Annotated in this window: 18 protein-coding genes; 11 read left to right on the top strand and 7 right to left on the bottom strand. The window is 74.5% G+C overall.

Annotated features, from left to right (window positions below; all coding sequences use genetic code 11):
* Positions 1-2 precede the first annotated feature (2 nt).
* Together treY and treZ are read left to right on the top strand one after the other, a co-directional pair.
* Positions 3-2,303, top strand: a complete 2,301-nt coding sequence (gene treY / locus IF06_RS0126870) for a malto-oligosyltrehalose synthase (protein ID WP_030274309.1) — start codon at positions 3-5, stop codon at positions 2,301-2,303.
* On the top strand, positions 2,300-4,033 hold the full coding sequence (treZ, locus tag IF06_RS0126865) for a malto-oligosyltrehalose trehalohydrolase (protein ID WP_013477019.1): 1,734 nt from the start codon (positions 2,300-2,302) through the stop codon (positions 4,031-4,033). The genes treY and treZ overlap by 4 nt, the downstream gene beginning before the upstream one ends.
* A 4-nt stretch (positions 4,034-4,037) precedes the next feature.
* On the opposite strand, the gene IF06_RS0126860 is transcribed toward treZ, so the two are convergent.
* Both IF06_RS0126860 and IF06_RS0126855 read right to left on the bottom strand, forming a co-directional pair.
* The gene (locus tag IF06_RS0126860; RefSeq protein WP_030274307.1) at positions 4,038-6,854 is read right to left on the bottom strand and encodes an AfsR/SARP family transcriptional regulator; all 2,817 of its coding nucleotides are present in this window, start codon (positions 6,852-6,854) and stop codon (positions 4,038-4,040) included.
* A 121-nt stretch (positions 6,855-6,975) separates the two neighbouring features.
* Positions 6,976-7,590 carry a calcium-binding protein gene (locus IF06_RS0126855; protein WP_013477017.1) on the bottom strand — a complete coding sequence of 205 codons (615 nt, stop codon included), beginning with the start codon at positions 7,588-7,590 and terminating at the stop codon, positions 6,976-6,978.
* A gap of 235 nt (positions 7,591-7,825) precedes the next feature.
* On the opposite strand from IF06_RS0126855, the gene IF06_RS0126850 reads away from it, so the two are divergent.
* On the top strand, positions 7,826-8,473 hold the full coding sequence (locus tag IF06_RS0126850; RefSeq protein WP_030274305.1) for a maleylpyruvate isomerase family mycothiol-dependent enzyme: 648 nt from the start codon (positions 7,826-7,828) through the stop codon (positions 8,471-8,473).
* A 53-nt stretch (positions 8,474-8,526) separates the two neighbouring features.
* On the opposite strand, the gene map is transcribed toward IF06_RS0126850, so the two are convergent.
* Complete coding sequence (gene map / locus IF06_RS0126845; RefSeq protein WP_013477015.1) at positions 8,527-9,300, bottom strand: type I methionyl aminopeptidase; 774 nt, start codon at positions 9,298-9,300, stop codon at positions 8,527-8,529.
* Between the two features lie 66 nt (positions 9,301-9,366).
* Here map and IF06_RS0126840 point away from each other — a divergent pair, with 66 nt between their 5' ends.
* The 3 genes from IF06_RS0126840 to bla all read left to right on the top strand — a co-directional run bounded on the left by IF06_RS0126840 (position 9,367) and on the right by bla (position 11,399).
* Positions 9,367-9,657 carry a helix-turn-helix domain-containing protein gene (locus tag IF06_RS0126840; protein ID WP_013477014.1) on the top strand — a complete coding sequence of 97 codons (291 nt, stop codon included), beginning with the start codon at positions 9,367-9,369 and terminating at the stop codon, positions 9,655-9,657.
* A gap of 45 nt (positions 9,658-9,702) precedes the next feature.
* Positions 9,703-10,308 carry a DUF6518 family protein gene (locus IF06_RS0126835; protein ID WP_232236776.1) on the top strand — a complete coding sequence of 202 codons (606 nt, stop codon included), beginning with the start codon at positions 9,703-9,705 and terminating at the stop codon, positions 10,306-10,308.
* Between the two features lie 152 nt (positions 10,309-10,460).
* A complete protein-coding gene (gene bla, locus IF06_RS0126830; RefSeq protein WP_030274300.1) occupies positions 10,461-11,399 on the top strand; it encodes a class A beta-lactamase in 939 nt (312 codons plus the stop codon).
* A 24-nt stretch (positions 11,400-11,423) separates the two neighbouring features.
* Here bla and IF06_RS0126825 read toward each other — a convergent pair whose 3' ends face one another.
* A complete protein-coding gene (locus IF06_RS0126825) occupies positions 11,424-12,902 on the bottom strand; it encodes a glutamate--cysteine ligase (RefSeq protein ID WP_013477011.1) in 1,479 nt (492 codons plus the stop codon).
* 187 nt (positions 12,903-13,089) lie between these two features.
* On the opposite strand from IF06_RS0126825, the gene IF06_RS0126820 reads away from it, so the two are divergent.
* Positions 13,090-13,431 carry a DUF3817 domain-containing protein gene (locus tag IF06_RS0126820; protein WP_030274298.1) on the top strand — a complete coding sequence of 114 codons (342 nt, stop codon included), beginning with the start codon at positions 13,090-13,092 and terminating at the stop codon, positions 13,429-13,431.
* Here IF06_RS0126820 and IF06_RS0126815 read toward each other — a convergent pair.
* Both IF06_RS0126815 and IF06_RS0126810 read right to left on the bottom strand, forming a co-directional pair.
* The gene (locus IF06_RS0126815; protein WP_030274296.1) at positions 13,412-14,302 is read right to left on the bottom strand and encodes an alpha/beta fold hydrolase; all 891 of its coding nucleotides are present in this window, start codon (positions 14,300-14,302) and stop codon (positions 13,412-13,414) included. The two genes, IF06_RS0126820 and IF06_RS0126815, sit on opposite strands and share 20 nt — an antisense overlap.
* Positions 14,303-14,338: 36 nt before the next feature.
* Complete coding sequence (locus IF06_RS0126810; RefSeq protein WP_036311648.1) at positions 14,339-14,878, bottom strand: hypothetical protein; 540 nt, start codon at positions 14,876-14,878, stop codon at positions 14,339-14,341.
* Positions 14,879-15,029: 151 nt separating this feature from the next.
* On the opposite strand from IF06_RS0126810, the gene IF06_RS0126805 reads away from it, so the two are divergent.
* From IF06_RS0126805 to IF06_RS0126795, 3 genes are read left to right on the top strand one after another with little or no spacing between them, the layout of a single operon-like run.
* Complete coding sequence (locus IF06_RS0126805) at positions 15,030-16,154, top strand: Vms1/Ankzf1 family peptidyl-tRNA hydrolase (RefSeq protein ID WP_013286024.1); 1,125 nt, start codon at positions 15,030-15,032, stop codon at positions 16,152-16,154.
* The gene (locus IF06_RS0126800) at positions 16,147-17,895 is read left to right on the top strand and encodes a thiamine pyrophosphate-binding protein (protein ID WP_030274292.1); all 1,749 of its coding nucleotides are present in this window, start codon (positions 16,147-16,149) and stop codon (positions 17,893-17,895) included. The genes IF06_RS0126805 and IF06_RS0126800 overlap by 8 nt, the downstream gene beginning before the upstream one ends.
* 51 nt (positions 17,896-17,946) lie before the next feature.
* On the top strand, positions 17,947-18,993 hold the full coding sequence (locus tag IF06_RS0126795; protein ID WP_030274290.1) for an iron-containing redox enzyme family protein: 1,047 nt from the start codon (positions 17,947-17,949) through the stop codon (positions 18,991-18,993).
* Positions 18,994-19,090: 97 nt separating this feature from the next.
* Here the strand turns inward: IF06_RS0126795 and IF06_RS0126790 are convergent, their stop codons facing one another.
* On the bottom strand, positions 19,091-19,315 hold the full coding sequence (locus tag IF06_RS0126790) for a CDGSH iron-sulfur domain-containing protein (RefSeq protein WP_030274287.1): 225 nt from the start codon (positions 19,313-19,315) through the stop codon (positions 19,091-19,093).
* A gap of 188 nt (positions 19,316-19,503) precedes the next feature.
* Here IF06_RS0126790 and IF06_RS0126785 point away from each other — a divergent pair, with 188 nt between their 5' ends.
* Positions 19,504-20,919: a hypothetical protein gene (locus IF06_RS0126785; RefSeq protein ID WP_036311643.1), complete on the top strand. Its 1,416-nt coding sequence runs from the start codon at positions 19,504-19,506 to the stop codon at positions 20,917-20,919.
* The last annotated feature ends 120 nt before the right edge of the window (positions 20,920-21,039 follow it).

Raw genomic sequence — 21,039 nt, 5'->3', positions numbered from 1 at the left:
CGATGCCCGACACCCCCCGCTCGACGTACCGGGTCCAGGTGCGTCCCGGCTTCGACCTGGACGCCACGGCCGAGCTGGCGGGCTACCTCGCCGCGCTCGGCGTCACCCACCTCTACACCGCGCCCCTGCTCACCGCCACCCCCGGCTCCACGCACGGCTACGACGTGGTGGACCACCGCGCGGTCAACCCGCAGCTCGGCGGCGAGGCCGCCCGGGCGCGGCTGGTCCGGGCGCTGCGCGCGGCCGGGCTGGGCCTGGTCGTGGACATCGTGCCCAACCACGCCGGGGTGGCCCGGCCCGAGGCCAACCCGGCCTGGTGGGACGTGCTGCGGCGGGGACGCGAATCGGTGTACGCGCGCTGGTTCGACATCGACTGGGACCGCGGACGGCTGTTGCTGCCGGTGCTCGCCGACACCGCCGACGCGCTCGACGACCTGAAGCTCGTCGACGGAGAGCTGCGCTACCACGAGCACCGCTTCCCGGTCGCCGACGGCACGGGCGACGGCACGCCCCGGCAGGTGCACGACCGGCAGCACTACGAGCTGGTGAACTGGCGGCGCGGCGACGCCGAGCTGACGTACCGCCGGTTCTTCGCCGTGTCCGACCTGGCCGGCCTGCGGGTGGAGGACCCGGAGGTCTTCGACGCCACCCACGCGGAGATCCTGCGCTGGGTCGCCGCCGGGGACGTCGACGGCATCCGGGTCGACCACCCGGACGGGCTGCGCGACCCGGCCGGCTACCTGGCCCGGTTGCGCGCCGCCGCGCCGGAGAGCTGGCTGGTGGTGGAGAAGATCCTGGAGTACGGCGAGGACCTGCCGGACTGGCCGGTCGACGGCACCACCGGCTACGACGCGCTGGCCGCCGTGTCCGGGCTGTTCGTCGACCCGGACGCCGAACCGGAGTTCACCACTCTGGACGGCCGGCTGACCGGGCGGCACACGTCCTGGGCCGACCTGACGCACGCCACCAAGCTGGAGGCCGCCACCCGGCTGCTCGCCGCCGAGCTGACCCGGCTGGCCGCGCTCGTGCCGGAGCTGCCCGGCGAGCAGGTCCGCGCCGCCCTGGCCGAGCTGGCGGCCTGCTTCCCGGTCTACCGCGGCTACCCGCCCGAGGGCGCCCGGCACCTGGCCGCCGCCCGCAGCGAAGCAGGCCGCCGCCGTCCCGACCTGATCGGCGTGTTGGACGCGGTCACCGCCCGGCTGCGCGACCCCGGCCACGAGCTGGCCGCCCGGTTCCCGCAGTTCACCGGCGCAGTCATGGCCAAGGGCGTGGAGGACACCGCGTACTACAGGTGGAGCCGGTTCGTCGCCCTCAACGAGGTCGGCGGCAGCCCGGCCCACTTCGGCGTACCAGCGGCCGAGCTGCACCGGTTCGCCGCCACCCGGCAGGTCCGCTGGCCGGCGAGCATGACCGCGCTCTCCACCCACGACACCAAGCGCGGCGAGGACGTCCGCGCCCGGCTCGCGGTGCTGTCCGAGATGCCCGGCCGCTGGGCCGAGCGGGTCGCCGACTGGATGTCCCGCGCGCCGCTGGCCGACCCCGCGCTGGCCCACCTGCTCTGGCAGACCGCCGTCGGGGCGTGGCCGATCGAGCGGGAGCGACTGCACGGGTACGCCGAGAAGGCCGCCCGGGAGGCGTCGGTCACCACCAGCTGGGCCGACCCGGACCCGTCCTTCGAGCACGAGATGCACGCCCTGGTCGACCGGATGTACGACGACCCGGAACTGCACGCCCAGATCACCGCGTTCGCCGCCGAGATCACCCCGCCCGGCTGGTCCAACGCGCTCGGGCAGAAGCTGGTGCAGCTCGCCATGCCCGGTGTGCCCGACGTCTACCAGGGCACCGAGCTGTGGGAGAACTCGCTCGTCGACCCGGACAACAGGCGGCCCGTCGACTTCGCCGTACGCCGGGACATGCTGGCCCGGCTCGACGCCGGATGGCGGCCCGCGGTGGCCGACGACGGCGCGGCCAAGCTGCTCGTGGTGTCCCGGACGCTGCGGTTGCGCCGCGACCGCCCGGACCTGTTCGGCGGCTACCGGCCGGTGCCGGCGCGCGGCCCGGCCGCCGCGCACGCGGTGGTCTTCGACCGGGGCGGCGCGGTGGCGGTGGCGACCCGGCTGCCGCTGCGGCTGGCCCGCTCCGGCGGCTGGCGGGACACGACAGTGTCACTTCCCGTTCATCAGTGCACCGACTTGTTCACCGGGCGGGTCTACAGTGGTTCTGAGCTGCTCCTGGATGATCTGCTGAGCACCTATCCCGTCGCCCTCCTCGCACCCACCGACTCTGTGGAGGCCGCCGCATGACCGAGTTCACGGTGTGGGCGCCCGAGGCCGCCCGGGTGCGGCTGCGCCTGCCCGGCGCCGCCGACCACGCGATGCGTCAGGGGCCGGACGGCTGGTGGCGGGTCGAGGTGCCCGACGCCGGGCCGGGCACCGACTACGCGTTCCTGCTCGACGACGACGAGCAGGCCCTGCCGGACCCGCGCTCGGCCTGGCAGCCGGCCGGGGTGCACGGGCCCAGCCGGCTCTACGACCACGCCGCGTTCGGCTGGACCGACGCCGCCTGGACCGGCCGGCAACTACCCGGCAGCGTGCTGTACGAGCTGCACATCGGCACGTTCACCCCGGAGGGCACGTTCGACGCTGCGATCGCGAAGCTCGACCACCTGGTCGACCTCGGCGTCGACATGGTCGAACTGCTGCCCGTCAACGCGTTCAACGGCGAGTACAACTGGGGCTACGACGGCGTCTGCTGGTATGCCCCGCACGAGCCGTACGGCGGCCCGGACGGCCTGAAACGGTTCGTCGACGCCGCCCACGCCAAGGGCCTGGGGGTGATCCTCGACGTCGTCTACAACCATTTCGGGCCCTCCGGGGCCTACGCGCCGCGGTTCGCGCCGTACCTCACCGAGCAGAGCAACACCTGGGGCCGCACCGTGAACCTGGACGGCCCGCACTCCGACGGGGTGCGCCGCTACATCGCCGACAGCGTGCTGACCTGGCTGCGCGACTACCACGTCGACGGGCTGCGGCTGGACGCCGTGCACGCCATGCCGGACGGCCGGGCCGTGCACTGGCTGGAGGAGGTCGCCGCCGAGGTCGAGGCGCTGTCGACGCACCTCGGACGGCCGCTGTCGCTGATCGCCGAGAGCGACCTCAACGACCCGCGCCTGATCACGCCCCGCGAGGCGGGCGGGTACGGCCTGCACGCCCAGTGGAACGACGACGCCCACCACGCGCTGCACACGCTGCTCACCGGCGAGCGGCAGGGCTACTACGGCGACTTCGGCTCCCTGGAGTGCCTCACCGACGTGCTGACCGGCGGCTTCTTCCACGCCGGCACCTGGTCCAGCTTCCGCGGCCGCAGTCACGGCCGCCCGGTCGACAGGCAGCGCACGCCCGGCCACCGCTTCGTGGCGTACCTGCAGAACCACGACCAGATCGGCAACCGGGCCACCGGCGACCGGATCTCCGCCACGCTGTCGCCCGGCCTGCTGCGCGTCGGCGCGACGCTGCTGATGACGGCGCCGTTCACGCCGATGCTGTTCATGGGGGAGGAGTGGGCGGCCTCCACGCCGTGGCAGTTCTTCACCAGCCACCCCGAGCCGGAACTCGCGGCGGCGGTCGCGACCGGCCGCCGACGCGAGTTCGCCGACCACGGCTGGGCCACCGACGACGTACCCGACCCGCAGGACCCGCAGACGTTCCTGCGGTCCCGGCTGGACTGGGCCGAGCTGGACAAGCCGGAGCACCGTGAGACGTACGACCTCTACCGGCGGCTGATCGCGCTGCGCCGATCCCGGGCCGACCTGTCCGACCCCCGGCTGGACCGGGTCGACGTACGCCACGGCGACCGGTTCCTGGTGATGCGGCGCGGCGAGACGCTCGTGGTGGCGAACCTGGCCGGCCGGGCGCAGCGGATCAACCTGCCCGGGGTGGTACGCCGGGTGCTGCTCGCCACCTCGGAGGGCGTCACTGTGATGCGCGACGGCATCGAGTTGCCGCCGGAGAGCGCGGCGATCGTGGCGCTCTGAGCGCTCACTGGTGAAGTTTCCGCCGTACCGCCTCGGCGTCGGCGTGACCGAGTTCGTCGAGCAGCGCGAGTGACCGCCGCCAGGCGTCCCGGGCCGCGTCCGCTCGCCCGGCCGCGGCCCACGTGTCGCCGAGGTGGTCCAGCACGATGCCCTCGGCATGCCGGTCACCGATGTCGGTGAACAGGGCGAGGGCCTGCCGGAAGCAGTCGACTGCGTGCTCGTACTCGCCGAGGTGGTGGTGGGCGAAGCCGATGCTGTCCCACGTGTTCGCCTGCCCGTACGCGCTCCCGGCCTGCTCGGACAGGGCGAGCGCCCGGCGGCAGAAGGTGATCGCGTCGTGGTGCTCGCCGAGCTGTGAGTGGTACCAGCCGATCGCGTTGAGCGCGACCGCCTGCTTGAGCGGGCCGCCGACCCGTTCGTAGAGGGCGAGGCTCCGCCGCGCGTGCGGCAGGGCCTCCCGGGGCTGCCGCTGCCGGTCGTGCAGCATGCTGAGGTCGAAGTGGGTGTGCGCCCGCCCCTCGTCGTCGCCCAGGGCGGCGAACAGGTCGAGCGCGGCGAGCAGGTTGCGCTGCGCCTCGTCGTACCGGCCGAGGTTGGAGCAGGCCCCGGCCAGGAGCCGGTGCGCCTGGGCCTGCGCGGGACGGTCACCCGACCGCCGGGTCGCCTCGACCGCCCGGCGGGCCACTGTGGCCCAGTCGTGCCAGTGGCCCTGCCTGTCGAAGTAGGTGGCCAGGGTCCACGACAGCTGCCCGGCAGCGGTGTCGAGGCCGTTGCCGGCGGCGTAGTCGATCATCGCGAGGAGCACCTGGTGTTCGCTGGTGAACCAGGCCAGCGCGGCCGCCAGGTCGTCGAGCCGTTCGGCGGTCACCCCCGGCGCGGCGGGGGCCAGGGTCAGCGGGTCGCGCTGCGGGGACAGCAGCAGTGCGGCCGCGTGCGCCGTGTGCAGGTGGTGGTCGACCAGCCGGCACAGCGCGGGCCGGGTACCGGCCGGGTCGCCGGTCGCCCGCTCGACCGCGAAACTGCGGACCAGGTCGTGCATGCGGTACCGGCCCGCGACGTGCTCCTGCACGAGATGCGCGTCGACCAGCTCGCGCAGCAGCGGGCGCAGCTCGTCCGGCGTACGGGCGGTCAGGCCGGCCGCCGCGGCCCGGCTGATGTCCGGGCCCGGGGCGAGTCCGAGCAGCGTGAACACCTCCGCCGAGGCCGGTGTGAGCGCCGCGAGCGAGCGGGACAGCACCACGCGCAGGTTCGTCGTCGCCTCGTCGCCGGCCAGCGCGTCCAGCGGGTGGACAGCCGTGGTCAGCTCCGCCGCGACCGACGACAGGGGGAGTTCGGGGTGAAGCGCGGCACGGGCCGCCACGATCCCGAGCGCCAGCGGCAGACCTCCGCAGAAGCGCAGGATGTCCGCGACGGCGTCCGGGTGTCCCGCCACCCGTGCGGCACCCACCTGCCGGACGATCAGCTCGTGGGCCTCGTCGTCGGGCAGCACGTCCAGTGGCAGCGGACGCGCGCCGTGGGTGGTGACGAGGCCGGCCAGCTGCCGGCGGCTGGTCACCAGGACCGCACTCGTGGGCGTGCCGGGCAGCAGCGGGATCACCGTGGCGGTGTCGCGGGCGTCGTCGAGAACCACCAGCAGCCGGCGGCCGGCGACGAGCGTGCGGTACAGCGACGCCCGGGCGTCCGGGTCGGCCGGGACGCGTGCCGGTTCGACGCCGAGTGCTTCGAGGAATCCGCGCACCGCCGCGGGCCACGCCACCGGGTCCGCGGTCGGATCGAAGCCGCGCAGGTTGACGTAGAGCTGCCCGTCGGGGAAGCGGCCGGCGTTGGCGTGCGCCCAGCGCAGGGCCAGCCAGGTCTTTCCGACGCCACCGCCACCACCGATGGACGAGATCACCACCGGCGACCCGCCGCCGTCCGGGCGTCCCGCGTCGCCGAGTTGTTCGTCGAGGCGCGCGAGCTGGGCGGTCCGGCCGGCGAAGACCCCTGGCGACGCTGGTAGCTGCCGGGGCACGGCACCCGCATCCCGTGCCGGGCCGGTGGCCGTCGCGCTTGATTCGCCGCCGCCCGGCAGGTCCGGCGGCGCGATCGCCGCGTCGGCGGTGAGGATCTGCTGGTAGAGCTGTGCCAGCGGCGGGCTGGGGTCCGTACCGACCTCGGCGGCCAGCCGGCGGCGCATCCGGTGGAAGTGCTCGAGGGCGTCGGCCTGCCGCCCGCACCGGTACAACGCGAGCATCGCCTGCGCCGCCAGGCGCTCGTCCCACGGGTACCGGCCGCTCAGCGCCAGGACGTCGGGGAGAAGGCGGACGTGCCGGCCCCGGCGCAGGGCGATGTCGTTGCGGTCCAGCGCGGCGGCGAGCCGCTGCCGGTCGAGGGTCTGCCGGTAGGCCACCAGCCACTGTGTGGTCAACCCGTCGAACGCCTCGCCGCGCCAGAGACCCAGCGCCCGTTCCAGGCAGCTGATCGCTGTCGCGTCGTCCCCGGCGCGCCGAGCCTGCTCGGTCAGCTCGCGGAAGCGGTGCAGGTCGACGCGGTCCGGGTCGACGGCGAGCAGATAGCCGGGATGGCGCCGGACGATGCGGACCTCGTCCGTGCCGGCCAGGGCCCGGCGGAGCCGGGACAGGTAGCCACGCAGGGTGGCGGTGGCCCCGTCCGGCGCCTCGTCGCCCCAGACCCGGCTGATGAGCTGTTCGGTCGCGACGACACGGTTGGGCTCGACCAGCAGGGCGGCGAGGACGCACTGTTGACGGGCGTGACCGATCCGGACCGTCCGGCCGTCGACCCGGACGTCCAGGTCGCCGAGTACCCGGAACTCCACCGCCACGGACTGTCACGGTAGCCGCGGACGGCGATGGTCGGACCGGGCCTGACGACGATCCGACAGGCGGCAGCGCGACGGTCCGCGTTCCCGGTCTCCCGGTGCGCGGACCGCCGTGCCGGCGGGATCACGGGCAGTTGATCGGGAGATCCAGGGTGGGCCGGGGATCGTCGATCACCGCGTCCGGTCCGCAGTCACCGTCGTCCCAGCCGGGGCCGCCGACCAGGGTGTCCACGCCCTGGTCGCCGTAGAGGTGGTCGTCGTTGCTGCCGCCGTCCACGCGGTCGTTGCCGTCCAGGGCGCTGGGCCCGATGAAGCGGTCACCGTGGATGGTGTCGGCGCCGCCGTCGCCGTGGAGGTTGTCGTTGCCCAGGTCGCCCCAGATGTCGTCGCCGGTCAGCCCGCCGTAGACGATGTCGTCGCCGCTGTTGGCCTGGATGTCGTCGTTGCCGTCGAGCCCGCAGATGATGTCGTCGTAGACGCTTCCGACGATGACGTTGCGAGTTGTCGTGCCGATGATGAACTCCGGGCCGTTGGCGTTGTTGCTGACGTAGAGCGCGCCGGCGAATCTCAGGGTGTATCCGGCCGGCACCGGCGCCCCGGAGTAGGGGCCGCAGTCGGCGGGGACGATGTAGGCCGCGGACGCCGGGGCGGCGCCACCGGCAAGGCCCGCGGCGGCCAGGACGAGCGCACCGACCACCGAGGCGGCGGCACGCGAGGTGGAGAGGAAACGGTGTGACATGACGCTTCTCCCTTGCGGTTTGATGGATGCGAAAAGCGTCACCGGCGAGCGTTCAGCGGACGTGCAGCAAACGTTGAACCCGACTCGCCCCCGTCGATCTTGGAGTTGTGGCGCCTCGAATGTCGCCGATGCCGGGTTGGTGAACCACCACAACTCCAAGATCGGCGAAGAGGGGAGCGGTGAGTTCGCCGCGGCGGCGCGGTCCAACCTCCGACGGCCCGACTCTGGAGGTTCCATGTCCGACACGCTGACCCGCAGCGAGCTGTGGGCGCTCGCGCACGCCGAGCGCGCCGCCCTGGCCGACGATCTCGCCGGGCTCGACGCGGCGCAGTGGGCGCGGCCCTCGCTGTGCAGCCGGTGGACGGTGGAGGAGACGCTGGCGCACATGACCGCGGCGGCGAGCATCGGCCGCGTCCGCTGGCTCGCGAGCGTGCTCGGCGCCCGGTTCGACTTCGATCTGCACAACGACCGCCGGCTGGCCGGGCACCGGGGCGCCGACCCGGGGGAGACGCTGGACCGGTTCCGCCGGATCATCGGCAGCACCACCTCGACGTTCGGGCCGACCGAGGCGTGGCTCGGTGAGGTGGTCGTGCACGCCCAGGACATCCGGCGTCCGCTCGGCCTGACACGGACGCCGTCGGTCGAGGCCGTCACGCCGGTCGCCCGGTTCTACGCCGGGCGGGACTTCACGGTGGCCGGGCGCAGCGCGATCGACGGCCTGCGGGTGGAGGCGACCGACGGACCGTTCACCGCCGGCACCGGCCCGCTGGTCAGCGGCACCACGCTCGCGCTGATGATGGCGATGGCCGGGCGGGCCGCCTACTGCGACGACCTCACCGGCCCCGGCGTGCCGGAGCTGCGGGAGCGCTGCGCACCCGCCTGACGACGCCCGGCGGCGGGAACGCGGGAGAACGGCGACGCCTGCCGCAGCGAAGGTCACTGCTTCGGCAGCGTCAGGATCTCCGCGCCGTCGTCGGTGATGGCGATGGTGTGCTCGCTGTGCGCGGTGCGGCAGCCGGTCGCGCTGCGCAGCGTCCACCCGTCGGCGTCGGTGACCAGCGTGGCGGTGTCCGCCATCACCCACGGCTCCAGCGCCAGGAGCAGTCCGGGACGCAGCGTGTAGCCGCGCCCGGGGCGCCCGGTGTTCGACACGTGCGGGTCCTGGTGCATCGTCGACCCGACGCCGTGGCCGCCGAACTCGGTGTTGACCGTGTATCCGGCTTCGGTGAGGACCGAGCCGATGGCGTACGAGAGGTCGCCGACGCGGGCGCCGGGCCGGGCCGCGGCGATCCCGGCCTGCAGCGCCCGTTCGGTGGCGTCGATGAGCGCGACGCTCTCCGCGGGCCGGGCGTCACCGACGACGAAGCTGATCGCGGAGTCGGCCACCACCCCGCCCAGCGAGACGGCCAGGTCGAGGCTCAGCAGGTCGCCGTCGGCCAGCGTGTAGTCGTGCGGCAGCCCGTGCAGCACCGCGTCGTTGACCGAGGTGCAGATGTAGTGGCCGAACGGCCCGCGCCCGAACGACGGCTCGTAGTCGACGTAGCAGGACTGCGCCCCGGCCTCGGCGATCATGCGCTGCGCCTGCCTGTCGATGTCGAGCAGGTTCGTGCCGACTGTGGTGCGGCTGCGCAGCGTCCGCAGGATGTGGGCGACCAGGGCGCCGGTGTCCCGCGCCCGCCGTACGTCGGTGGGGCTCAGGATCTCGATCATGCAGGCGCCTTCCTCACGCGACCAATAAGTATCCCGGTCATGTTATCCCGGTATTAGAATCCTGGCATGGTCAGGTTGCCCCTCACCCCCGCCGAGGTCGAGCGCGGGCAGCGCCTCGGTGCGCTTCTGCGCCGCGCCCGGGGCGAGCGTTCGATGCTGCTCACCGCGCTCGACGCCGGTGTCTCCCCGGAGACGCTCCGGAAGATCGAGTCCGGCCGGGTCGCCACGCCGGCGTTCCCCACCATCGCCGCCATCGCCGACGTCCTCGGCCTCTCCCTCGACGAGGTGTGGGCCGAGATCAACCGCTCCGACGCCGCGGTGCGTCTCGCGCCGTCCGAGCGGCGCCTGGCTTCGTAGGGCCACCCTGCCGACCCGGTGAGCATACTGAGTATGCTCCCCCGCATGCCACCCTCGCGTCGCGCCGTCGCGCTTGTCGTCCCCGTCGCCGGTTTCCTGCTCGGCTTCCTGGACTTCGTCTGGATCAAGTGGGTGCCGTTCCCGTTCGCCGAACTCGGCAACTCCACAGCCACCTGGGCGGTCGCCGCGTTCGCGCTGGGCTGGTGGATCCGGTCGGGCGCGGTGCGCGCCGCCGTGGCGGCCAGCGTCCTGCTGATCGTCGCGGTGCCCAGCTACTACCTGGCGGCGACGCTGCTCCAGGGCGACGACCTCGCCGTGATCTGGTCGCCCACCTCGATCGTCTGGATGGCGTTCGGCGTGGTGGCGGGCGTGGTGTTCGGCGTCGGCGGCATCTGGGCGCGGACCGACGGATGGCGGCGAATCGTGGGGACCGCCCTGCCGGTGGCCGTGTTCGTCGAGGAGGCGCTGCGGTTCGCGCTGAAGTCCGGGTCGTACCCCGGAGCGTGGTGGAACGTCGCGATCGACCTCGCGCTCGCCGCGCTGCTCGTGGTGCTGATCGGCCGGTCCGCCCGGGTGCGGCTGCTGGCCGCCGCGGTGGCGTTGCCGGTGGCCGCGCTCGGCGCTGTCACGTTCGCCGCCGTCGCGGGCTGACCCGCCGCGTCGGCCGGCGAACCACCGGTCCTGGCCGGCGCGGGCGGGCGGCAGGACCACCGCCCCGGCCGAGAGGCTGCGGACCACCGGCGACCGGGATCGGCGACAATGGCCCGAGAACGGCGTGGTCCGGACGACGGGGGAGGAAACGGATGATCCGACGGCAGGTGCTCGCGGCGGCGATGCTCACGGCGACGGCTCTGGTGGCCGGCTGCACCACGGACCGGCCCGAACCCGCACCGGCGACCAGCGCCCCGGCCGCATCCACCGCCCCGGCCACGCCGAGCGCCACACCGAACGCCTCGCCGGTGCCCGCGCCGCCGGAACTGGCGGCCCTGGAGCGGCGCTCCGGCGCCCGGATCGGCGTCTTCGCCCTCGACACCGGCACCGGCCGCACCCTCGCGCACCGGGCCGACGAGCGGTTCGCGTACGCCTCCACGTGCAAGGCACTCGCGGCGGGCGCGATGCTGGCCGCCACGTCGGACGCCGACCGGGACCGGGTGGTCCGCTACCGGCGCGCGGACCTGGTGGCGCACTCCCCGGTGACCGAACGGCACGTGGAGACCGGGATGACGCTGCGGGACGCCGCCGAGGCGGCGGTGCGGTACAGCGACAACACCGCGGGCAACCTGCTGTTCGACGCGCTCGGCGGCCCGGCCGGTTTCGCGCGGGCGCTGCGGGACGTCGGCGACCAGGTGACCCGGCCCGCCCGTACCGAGCCGGAACTCAACGCGGCCACGCCCGGCGACGAGCGCGACACCAGCACGCCCCGCGCGCTGGCCGGCTCGCTGCGGGCGTACACGCTGGGTGAGACCCTGCCGCCCGCGGACCGCGACCTGCTGCTGGGCTGGATGCGGGCCAGCACCACCGGGAGCGGACTGGTCCGGGCCGGCGTGCCGGCCGGCTGGCAGGTGGCGGACAAGTCCGGCACCGGCGGGTACGGCACCCGCAACGACATCGCCGTGGTGTGGCCGCCGGACCGGGCGCCGATCGTGCTCGCAGTCATGTCCAGCCGGGACAGCCGCGACGCGGAGCCCGACGACGCGCTGGTGGCCCAGGCCGCGCGGGCGACCGTGACGGCGCTGCGCTGACGCGGGGCACCGCGCCGGCCCGGCTCAGGGGATCGGCCACTCGTGCACGGGCCGGTTGCTGTGCATCAGGTCGACGTAGTGGCGGACCACCTCGCGCAGCGCCGCCGGCCGGTCCATGTGGTCGGCCGACTCCAGCCGGTGCAGCGTCTCCACCTGCCACGTCGCGCCGTTGCGGCCGGTCAGGCAGCGCTGCTCGACGATGCCGAGCAGCCGGTCCCGCTCCGCCGGGTCCAGGCCCCACCGGTCCAGCCCGTGGTGGGCCATCGGCAGCAACCGGCGCAGCACCAGCTCGGTCACCGGCAGGTAGCCCAGCCCGGGCCAGTACACCTGGGCGTCGATGCCGTGCCGGGCGCAGGCGTTGAAGTTCTCCTCGGCCGCGCTGAACGACATCTGCGACCACAACGGGCGGTCGGACTCGGCGAGCGCCCGTACCAGGCCGAAGTAGAACGCGCCGTTGGCGACGGTGTCCACCACCGTCGGCCCGGCCGGCAGCACCCGGTTCTCCACCCGCAGGTGCGGCCGGCCCTTGAGCACGTCGTAGACCGGCCGGTTCCACCGGTAGATGGTGCCGTTGTGCAACCGCAGCTCGGCCAGCTTCGGCACGCCGCCGCTGTGCAGCGTGGCCGCCGGGTCCTCCGGGTCGCAGACCGGCAGCAGCGCCGGGAAGTAGCGGACGTTCTCCTCGAACAGGTCGAACACCGACGTGATCCAGCGTTCGCCGAACCACACCCGCGGGCGTACGCCCTGGGCCTTGATCTCCTCCGCCCGGGTGTCGGTGGCCTGCTGGAACAGCGGCACCCGGGTCTCGCGCCACAGTTCCCGGCCGAAGAACAGCGGGGAGTTCGCGCCGAGCGCCACCTGGATGCCGGCGACCGCCTGGGCCGCGTTCCAGTAGTCGGCGAACTGCGCCGGGCTGACCTGGAGGTGGAACTGGGTGCTGGTGCACGCCGCCTCCGGCGTGATGGTGTCGGCGGTGGTGGCCAGCCGCTCCACCCCGCTGATCGCGATCGGCAGGTCCTCGCCCCGGGCGGCGAAGATCTGCTCGTTGAGCAGCGCGTACCGGGGATTGGCCGACAGCGTCTCGGCGGTCAGGTGCTCCGGGCGCAGCGTCGGCAGGATCCCGATCATCACCATGTGCGCGCCGACGGTGCGGGCCTTGGACTCGGCGGCGTTCAGGCTGGCACGGACGTGCTCCTCGAACGCCGCGGTGCCGGTGCCGGCGAGCCGCCGCGGCTCGACGTTGATCTCCACGTTGAACTGGCCCAGTTCGGTCTGGAACGCCGGGTCGGCGATCGCCTCCAGCACGTCGGCGTTGCGCATGGCCGGGTCGAAGCCGTCGTCGACCAGGTTCAGCTCGATCTCCAGGCCGGTCATCGGCCGCTCCACGTCGAACCGGGACTCGCGCAGCATCTCGGCGAACACGTCCAGGCACCGCCGGACCTTCTCGCGATAGCGGGCCCGGTCCTCCCGGCTGAAGGTACGCACGCCGACGTCCTCGCCCATGGTCACCACCCTGTCACCGTTGGTTCTCCCCAACCTCGCACGGAGTGGCGGGTCAGGAAAGGCCCGGAGGCCCTTTTCTGTACCCCGTGGCGGCCCCGGTGATCCCCGTCGCGGGGCAGCGGGTTCCGTCCGGGCGGCCCGGCCCGGGCGGCTAGCATGGCCGCCGACGGCGAAGGGGAGTGGCGGAATGCGCGACGGGTGGATCCGGGCGTTCGTGGTGGCGGCGTTCGCCGAGGCCTGCTCGTGGGCGGCGCTGCTGGCCGGCATGGCGGTCAAGTACGGCCCGCCCGGCGACGAGATCGGCGTGAAGATCTTCGGCCCGATCCACGGCGCGCTGTTCGTGGTCTACGGCCTGCTGGCGCTCGTGGTGGCCCGGCGGCGCCGCTGGACGCTCGTGCAGACCGGGCTGGCCCTGGCCAGCGCGGTGCCCCCGTTCGCCACCGTGCTGTTCGAGCGCTGGGCGAACCGCCGGGGCCTGCTCGACGCGCCGGCTGCGGCGCAGCGGCCGCTCACCCCCGCGGGTCGCTGACCGCGGCGACGTCCTCGGCGAGGAACCCGGCCAGCACGTCGGTCAGCTCCCGCGGGGCCTCCTCGGCCATGTGGTGCCCGGACGGGATCGACGCGGTCCGCACGTTGTCGGCCCAGTCCCGCCAGATCGCGGCCGGGTCGCCGTAGAGGTCGACCATGTCGTCGCGCTCGGACCAGGCGAACAGCACCGGGCAGCCGATCCGCCGCCCGGCGGCCCGGTCGGCGTCGTCCGCCGCCCGGTCCGGCCCGAGTCCGGCCCGGTAGTCCTCGCACATGGCGTGCACCGTCGCCGGGTCGTGGATGGCGCGCCGGTAGTCGGCGTACGCCTGCTCGCCCATCTCCTCCGGTGATCCGCCGTACCAGGCGTCCGGATCGGCGTTGATCACCCGCTCGGCCGGCTTGGTGAGCTGACCGAGGAAGAACCAGTGCCACCAGCGGGCGGCGAACCGGGCGTCGCAGCGGGCCAGCGCCTCACCGATCGGCACCCCGTCCAGCATGCCGAGGCGGCTCACCCGGTCCGGATGGTCCAGGGCGGTCCGCATGGCCACGTACGCGCCGCGGTCGTGACCGATCACTGCGGCCCGGCGGTGGCCGAGCGCGTCGAGCAGCCCGACCACGTCGGCGGCCATCGCCCGCTTCGAGTAGACGGTGTGCTCCGGGTCGCTCGGCGGCTTCGACGAGCCGCCGTAGCCGCGCAGGTCCGGGCAGATCACCGTGTGCCGCGCGGCCAGCCGCGGCGCCACCCGGTGCCAGGTCGCATGGGTACGCGGGTGCCCGTGCAGCAGCACCACGGGTGGCCCGGAGCCGCCGTGGCGTACGCGCAGGCGGACCTCGCCGACGTCGATCTCGGTGAGCGTGAATCCGGCGAACATGGCCGCAGCGGTGCCCGCCTCCGGTGACGGGGAAACCTAGGTCAGGGCCGAGCAGGCGGCCACGCCGAACAGCAGCACGGCGCCCAGCATGGCCTGCAGCAGCAGCGCCGGACCCAGGTGGGACCAGAGCGTCGCGGTACGCGGGGTCAGCAGTTGCCCGGTGGTCAGGTTGACGATCCGCTCGATCCGCGGCGGCAGGTCCTCGTCACGTTGCGCCCGCAGCGTGAGCTGGACGTGGTCGCCGGGGTGCAGCGCGCTCTGCGGCAGGTGGCCGTGCAGCTCGACCTCCACCAGCCGGCCGGCGGCGTCGCGTACCCGGACCGGGGTGACCAGGAACTCCGGCCCCTTCTTCAGCTCCTTGAAGCTGCGCCGGGCCCCGCCGCCGCCGCTGCTGAGCAACGCGCGCACCACCTTCAGCAGCAGCCCCACCACGCCCGCGGCGGTCAGCACCGCGACAAGCGCGGGCTGCCCGACCCGGACCTCCCGGGCGTAGCCCTCCATCAACCGGACGAGACGCCCGGTGACGACGCGTTCCGTCGGGTGGACGACGCGTCGGCTGTACAGCTCCGTGTCCATGTTCACCACCGAGAGTCCCGTTCCGTGCACAGATGGTATCGGCCCTTCGGGTTGAACGACGTGAATGAACGGTGGTCACGCCCCGGCCGCCGGCAGGTGACATCCGCCGGGGCGCGGGTATGCGTGCGGCCGAGCCGGAAAGGGGTCGAGCATGCAGCTGTCCTTCCTGCGCCCGCTCTACAACCGTCCCGGGCCCTGGTGCTCGGTATACATGGACGCCTCCCGCGACACCCAGGACGCGCGACCGCAGGTCGACCTGCGCTGGCGGGCCCTCAAGGGCGACCTGCTGGGGCAGGGCGCCGACCCGGTCACCGTCGAGGCGGTGGAGGAGGTCGTCCGCCGGCACCAGCCGATGCCCGGCGACTACGGCATCGCCGTCTTCGCCACCCGGGGCCGCGTGGTGCTCACCGAGTACCTGTCCGCGCCGCCGCTGCGTGACCTGGCGAGCTGGTCGGCGCTGCCGCACACCATGCCGCTGGTCGCCCAGCGCGGCGAGCAGGTGGCCTGGGTGCGGGTGCTGGCCGACCGTACCGGCGCGGACGCGATGGCGGTCAGCGCCGGTGGCGTGCCCAGGCGCGCCCAGGTGAAGGGCGGGCAGAGCCGCCAGCTGCGCCGGGTGCAGCCGGGCGGCTGGTCGCAGTCCCGCTACCAGCGCGCCGCCATGGAGGCGTGGCACCAGAACGCCGGTGACGCCGCCGCGGCCACCGCCGACCTGGCCGAGCGCGTCGGCGCGGACGTCGTCCTGGTGGCCGGGGACGTCCGGGCCACCGGCATGATCGCCGCCCAGCTCCCCGAGCGCTGGCAGGACGTGCTGGTCCGCACCGACGCGGGCGCCCGCGACGTGGGCGCCGACGACACGCTGATGGACGACATCATGGTGCAGACCGTCGCCGAGGTCGCCGACCGGCGGATCGCCGCCGCGCTGGACCGCTTCGGCGTCCAGGAGGACGTCGGCGCCGGACTCGACGCCGTGGTCTCCGCGTTGCAACGCAACCAGGTCGACACGATGCTCATCGTGGACGACCCGTCGGCCGACGGCGAGCTGTGGGTGGGCCCCGAGCCGACCGAGATCGCCACCGACCCGGGGCAGCTGGCCGGCATGTCGGTGGCCGACCCCCAGCGGGTACGCGCCGACGCGGCGCTGCTGCGCGCGCTGATCGGCACCGACGCGGACCTGACGGTGCTCGCGCCCGAGGAGGCGCCGGAGCTGACCGACGGGGTCGGCGCGGTGCTGCGCTACGTCGACGCGAGCACGCCGGGGCGGGGTAATGGCTGAGCGCATCGTCGCCGACCTGGTGGTCGAACGCCTGCGGGCCTGGCGGGTGCCGCGGGTGTTCGGCTGTCCGGGCGCGGCGATCGCCCCGCTCGTGGGCGCGCTCGACGACGCGGGCGGGGATCCGGCGTTCGTCCCCGCCCGGCACGAGGAGACCGCCTCGTACATGGCCACCGGGCACGCGAAGTTCACCGGCGGCGTCGGGGTGTGCCTGGCGACCCAGGGCCCGAGCGCGGTGCACCTGCTCAACGGGCTCTACGACGCCAAGCTCGACAGCAAGCCGGTGGTCGCGATCATCGGCGAGGACGTCACCGGCCCGCTCGGCGGCGCGCACGAGGAGATCGGGCTGAGCCGGCTGTTCGGCGACGTGTGCAACCAGTTCGTCCGCTACGGCCGCCGGCCCGAGCAGGTGCCGGCGCTGCTGGACCAGGCGTTCCGTACCGCCGCGGCGACCCGCAGCCCGACCTGCGTGGTGCTGCCGCGCGCGTTGCAGGTCACTGCCGTACCGGACCTGCTGCCGCAGACCGCCGGGGTGGTCACCGCGACGCCCGGCGAGCCGCTGGCCCGGGTGCTGCCGCACGACGCCGACCTGGACGCCGCCGCCTCGCTGCTCGGCAACGGGCGGCGGGTGGCGGTGCTCGTCGGCCAGGGCGCGCACGGCGCGGCCGAGGAGATCGTCGCACTCGCCGACCGGCTCGGCGCGGGCGTGGCCACGTCGCTGCTGGGCAAGCCGGTGCTCGACGAGCGGCTGCCGTTCCACACCGGCGTGCTCGGCGAGGTCGGCACCACCGCCGCCGCGCAGCTCATGGGCTCCTGCGACACGCTGTTGATGATCGGCACCAACGATCCGTGGACCGACTGGTTCCCGATGCCGGGCCAGGTACGCACCATCCAGATCGACATCGACGGCCGGCGCATCGGCACCCGCTATCCGGTGGACGTGCCACTGGTCGGCGACGCCGCCGAGACGCTGCGGGCGCTGCTGACCCGGGTGCCGGAGAATCCCCACCGCGAGTGGCGCGGCATGGTGGAGAAGATGGTGGACCGGTGGCGCGCGGCCGCCGCCGAGCGCGCCGCCACGCCCGCCGATCCGGTCGACCCGCGGCTCGTGCTCCGTGAGCTGTCCACCCGGCTGCCCCGGCACGCCGGCGTCGCCGTCGACGTCGGCTCGGTCGTCTACTGGTACGCCCGGCACCTGGAGCTGCCGCCGGGTGTGCAGGCGCGGCTGTGCGGCACGCTCGGCTCGATGGGCTGCGCCCTGCCGTACGCGGTCGCCGCCAAGCTGGCCCGCCCGGACGAGCCGGTGCTCGCGCTGCTCGGCGACGGTGCGATGCAGCTCAACGGCCTGGCCGAGCTGATCACTGTGGCGCACCACTGGACGGCCTGGCGCGATCCCCGGCTGATCGTGCTGGTGCTGAACAACAGGGACCGGTCCGGCGTCGGCGGCGGCCGGTCACCCGGGGAGCGGGGGCCCGAGGTGCCGTACGCCGGGTGGGCCCGCCTGCTCGGGCTGCACGGCGTCCGGGTGGACCGGCCGGACCTGGTCGGACCCGCATGGGACGAGGTGCTGGCGGCCGACCGGCCTGCCGTCCTGGAGGCGGTGGTGGACCCGGCCGTGCCGCTGGACGCGCCCGAACCGGCGCTGGCCGACCTGCGCGGCCTGGTGGCCGACGGGGACGCCGCCCGCCGGGTGCGGGAGCGGGTGATCCAGACCGAGGCCATCGCGGCGGACGAAGTCGTTTAGCGGCATCCGGGCGGGGCACTGCGACCGGGCGCAACCGTCCCGGGAGGTCACATGTCCGTCGCCGCCGACAGTCGTCACGGCCCCGCTCCGTTGCCCGCGGCGCGCGGGCCCGTCTCCGCCGCGCTGCTGACCGCGCTGCGCGCGGCGCCGGGCGAGCTGCCGGCCGGGCTGGGCACGCACCTGGACGCGGCCGCCGCGCCGCTGACCGACGAGGATCTCCAGCTCACCCTGTTCCTCTGCTACGAGCTGCACTACCGGGGCTGGTCGGGCGTCGACGCGGCGTGGGAGTGGGAGCCGTCGCTGCTGGCGCTGCGCGCCCGCGCCGAGCGGCCGTTCGAGGCGGCGCTGCGCGAGCTGGCCGGTCCGCAGCCGGCGGTGCTGCCGGCCGGCGTGCCGGGTGCGCTGGCCGACCTGGTGGCCGCCGACGACGGCCCGCCGCTGGCCGTCACGCTGCAACGCCGCGCCGACCTCGACCGGTTCCGCGAGTTCGTCGTCCACCGCTCGATCTACCACCTGCGCGAGGCCGACCCGCACAGCTGGGCGCTGCCCCGGCTCGGTGGGCCGGCGAAGGCCGCGCTCGTGGAGATCCAGACCGACGAGTACGGCAACGGCCGGCTGGACCGGATGCACGCCGAGCTGTTCCGCACCACGATGGACCGGCTCGGCCTGGACACCGGCTACGCCGCCCATCTGGACCGGGTGCCGGCGGTGACGCTGGCGACGAACAACCTGATGTCGCTGTTCGGCCTGCACCGGCGGCTGCGCGGGGCGCTGCTCGGGCACCTGGCCGCGTACGAGATGACCTCGTCGCTGCCGAACCGCCGCTACGGCAACGGACTGCGCCGGCTCGGCTTCGACGAGGTCGCCACGCGCTTTTACGACGAGCACGTCGAGGCCGACGCCGTACACGAGCAGATCGCCGCGTACGACATGTGCGGCGGGCTGGTCCGGGCCGAGCCGGCGCTCGCGTCCGACGTGCTGTTCGGGGCCGCCGCCGCGCTGGCACTGGACGCCCTCTTCGCCGCACACCTGCTCACCGCCTGGTCGACGGGCGAGTCGTCCCTGCGCCCACCCCAGCACGCCCTCGCCGCAGCCTGATCCCACTTTTCGCTCGCGATCTTGCGGTTCGGGCCCACTGCGTGCCCGGTTCGGGAGGTTTGCCGGGCACCGAAGTGCAAGATCGACGAGGTGGGGGTCAGGACTCGCGGTCGCTGCCGGCCCGGAAACCGGCGACCTTGTGCGTGCCGTCGCAGAACGGCTTGATCGCGCTCTTTCCGCATCGGCACAGCGCGACGGTGCCCCGGCGCGTATCGATCGGCGTGCCCTCGGGCGTGACCAGCGCGAAGTCGCCGCGTACCAGCAGTGGTCCGTCCCGGTACGGGGTGATGGTCGCCGCCGGGGTGCTCTCGTCGTCGGGCATGCGCGGTGCAGTGCCCGTCCCGGTCCGGCCCAAACCCGCACCCGAGCGCTGTTGCGCCCGCGACGGCGGGCACGCGGCGCGACGGCGTACCTGGGTGTCGCGGGCGGTGCGGTTACCGGGCGGGCCTTGGTCCTCACCCGTGGGGAGATGCCCCGTTTAGACCCCAGAGGGACGGGAAGCCGGGCCGCGTGGTGAGCGAACGAGTCGAACGGACGCCGGTCAGCGGCGCAGGGCTGCCCGCGGAGCGGGTGGTGGCGGCCGGCAGCGCCGCCCGGGTCCTGGTCGCCGTGACCGCCCGGGCGCTGCGCGGCGACGACTGCGGCGACCTCGGCCACCCGGGCGCGCTGTCCCGCCTCACCGGCGCGCCCGAGCCGGTACGCCGCGCCGCCGCCGTCCGGGCCGCCGGGCGGGCGGCGCTCACCGCCGGACAGATCGCCGCCGTGGACGCCGAGCGGGTGGCCGGGTGGTTCGCCGGGCAGTACCCGGACCGGCGCTGGCCCGGCGTGGTGCTCGGCTCGCCGCACGGCGCCGCCGCCCACCTCGCGGTGGCCCTGGGCGTGCCCTGGCTCCCTGCCGGGTTCGAACTGGCCGGGCAGTGGACCCGGGGGGCGGTGGACCGTCCGGACGCGGCGTACGCGCACGGAGCCACGCTGGCCGCCCGGCTGCTCGACGCCAACCCGCGCGTGCACGTACGCCAGGTGCACTGCCCGGCCAGCCGGGGCGCGGCAGCCGGCGCGGCGGTGACGTTCGCGGTGCGCTGGCGCACGCTGCCGAAGGCGTACGCGCGCTTCCTGGCCGACCGGCTGGAACCGGGCGCGCCGGTGCTGCTGCTGCACGACGCCCGCACCTGGCCGGTACGCGACTGCGGCGACGGGCACAGCTTCCAGGCCGGCTGCCCGGGCGGCGGCCTGGACCCGGTCGACTTCCACCCGGACGCCCGGGCGCTGGGCCAGGTGCTGCGCGCGGCCGGCGGTGACGAGACGCGCTGGACCGCGCCGGAGGTCACGGTGGCGGGCGCGTTCGCCGAACACGGCGTGGAGTCCGGTTTCGAGCACGACGCCCGCTCCTTCGGCGACCGGCACGGGCATCCGCTGCACCTGGTGGTCGTGCCGCAGCCGGACGCGCTGAGCGCGGTGACCGCCGACCTGTACCGGCGCTGGCTGCGGCGGGCCGGCAAGACCGGCAACCGGCTGGTGGTGGAGTGCGGCCGGCTGCTCGACCCGGCGCAGGTGCTGCGGGCCGGCCTGGTGCCCTACTGGTGCGAGAACGCCGCCGCGCGCCGGGTCGCGGGCGTCGAGTGGTGGCTGGCCGGCAGCGAGCCGTTCAGCTCGGTGGACGTGCTGCCCGAGCCGCCCGGCCTGCGCTCGCCCGCGTACGCGGGACTGCCCCAGTGGCTGGCGGTGGCCGGCTTCGGGCGCCGCCGGCGGGCCCTGGACCGAGGTGCCGCCCGCGGCTACCCGGTCGCCTCGGTACCCACCCGACGTGCCACGGAGGTGTTGCGCAACCAGCCCTGCGACCTGCCCGCGCCGCCGCCGCTGCGGATGGCCGAGGCCCTCACCGTCCTGCGTGACGCAGGCGCACACCAGGGCCTGCTGGTCCGCTGAACCGCCGCCGGGACCGGGCTGCCGGCCAACCTGGCGAAACTTCCTCGCGATCCTGCGGTCCGTGATTGAGTACCTACGGAGCGGGAAGACCGCTCGCCGCGAAACGGCCCACGACGCCGT

The sequence above is a fragment of the Micromonospora globosa genome (genome assembly GCF_000717585.1).
GTDB lineage: Bacteria > Actinomycetota > Actinomycetes > Mycobacteriales > Micromonosporaceae > Micromonospora > Micromonospora aurantiaca.
The sequence above is the reverse complement of the archived record's forward strand: the minus strand, read 5'-3'. Positions and strand labels throughout refer to the sequence as shown.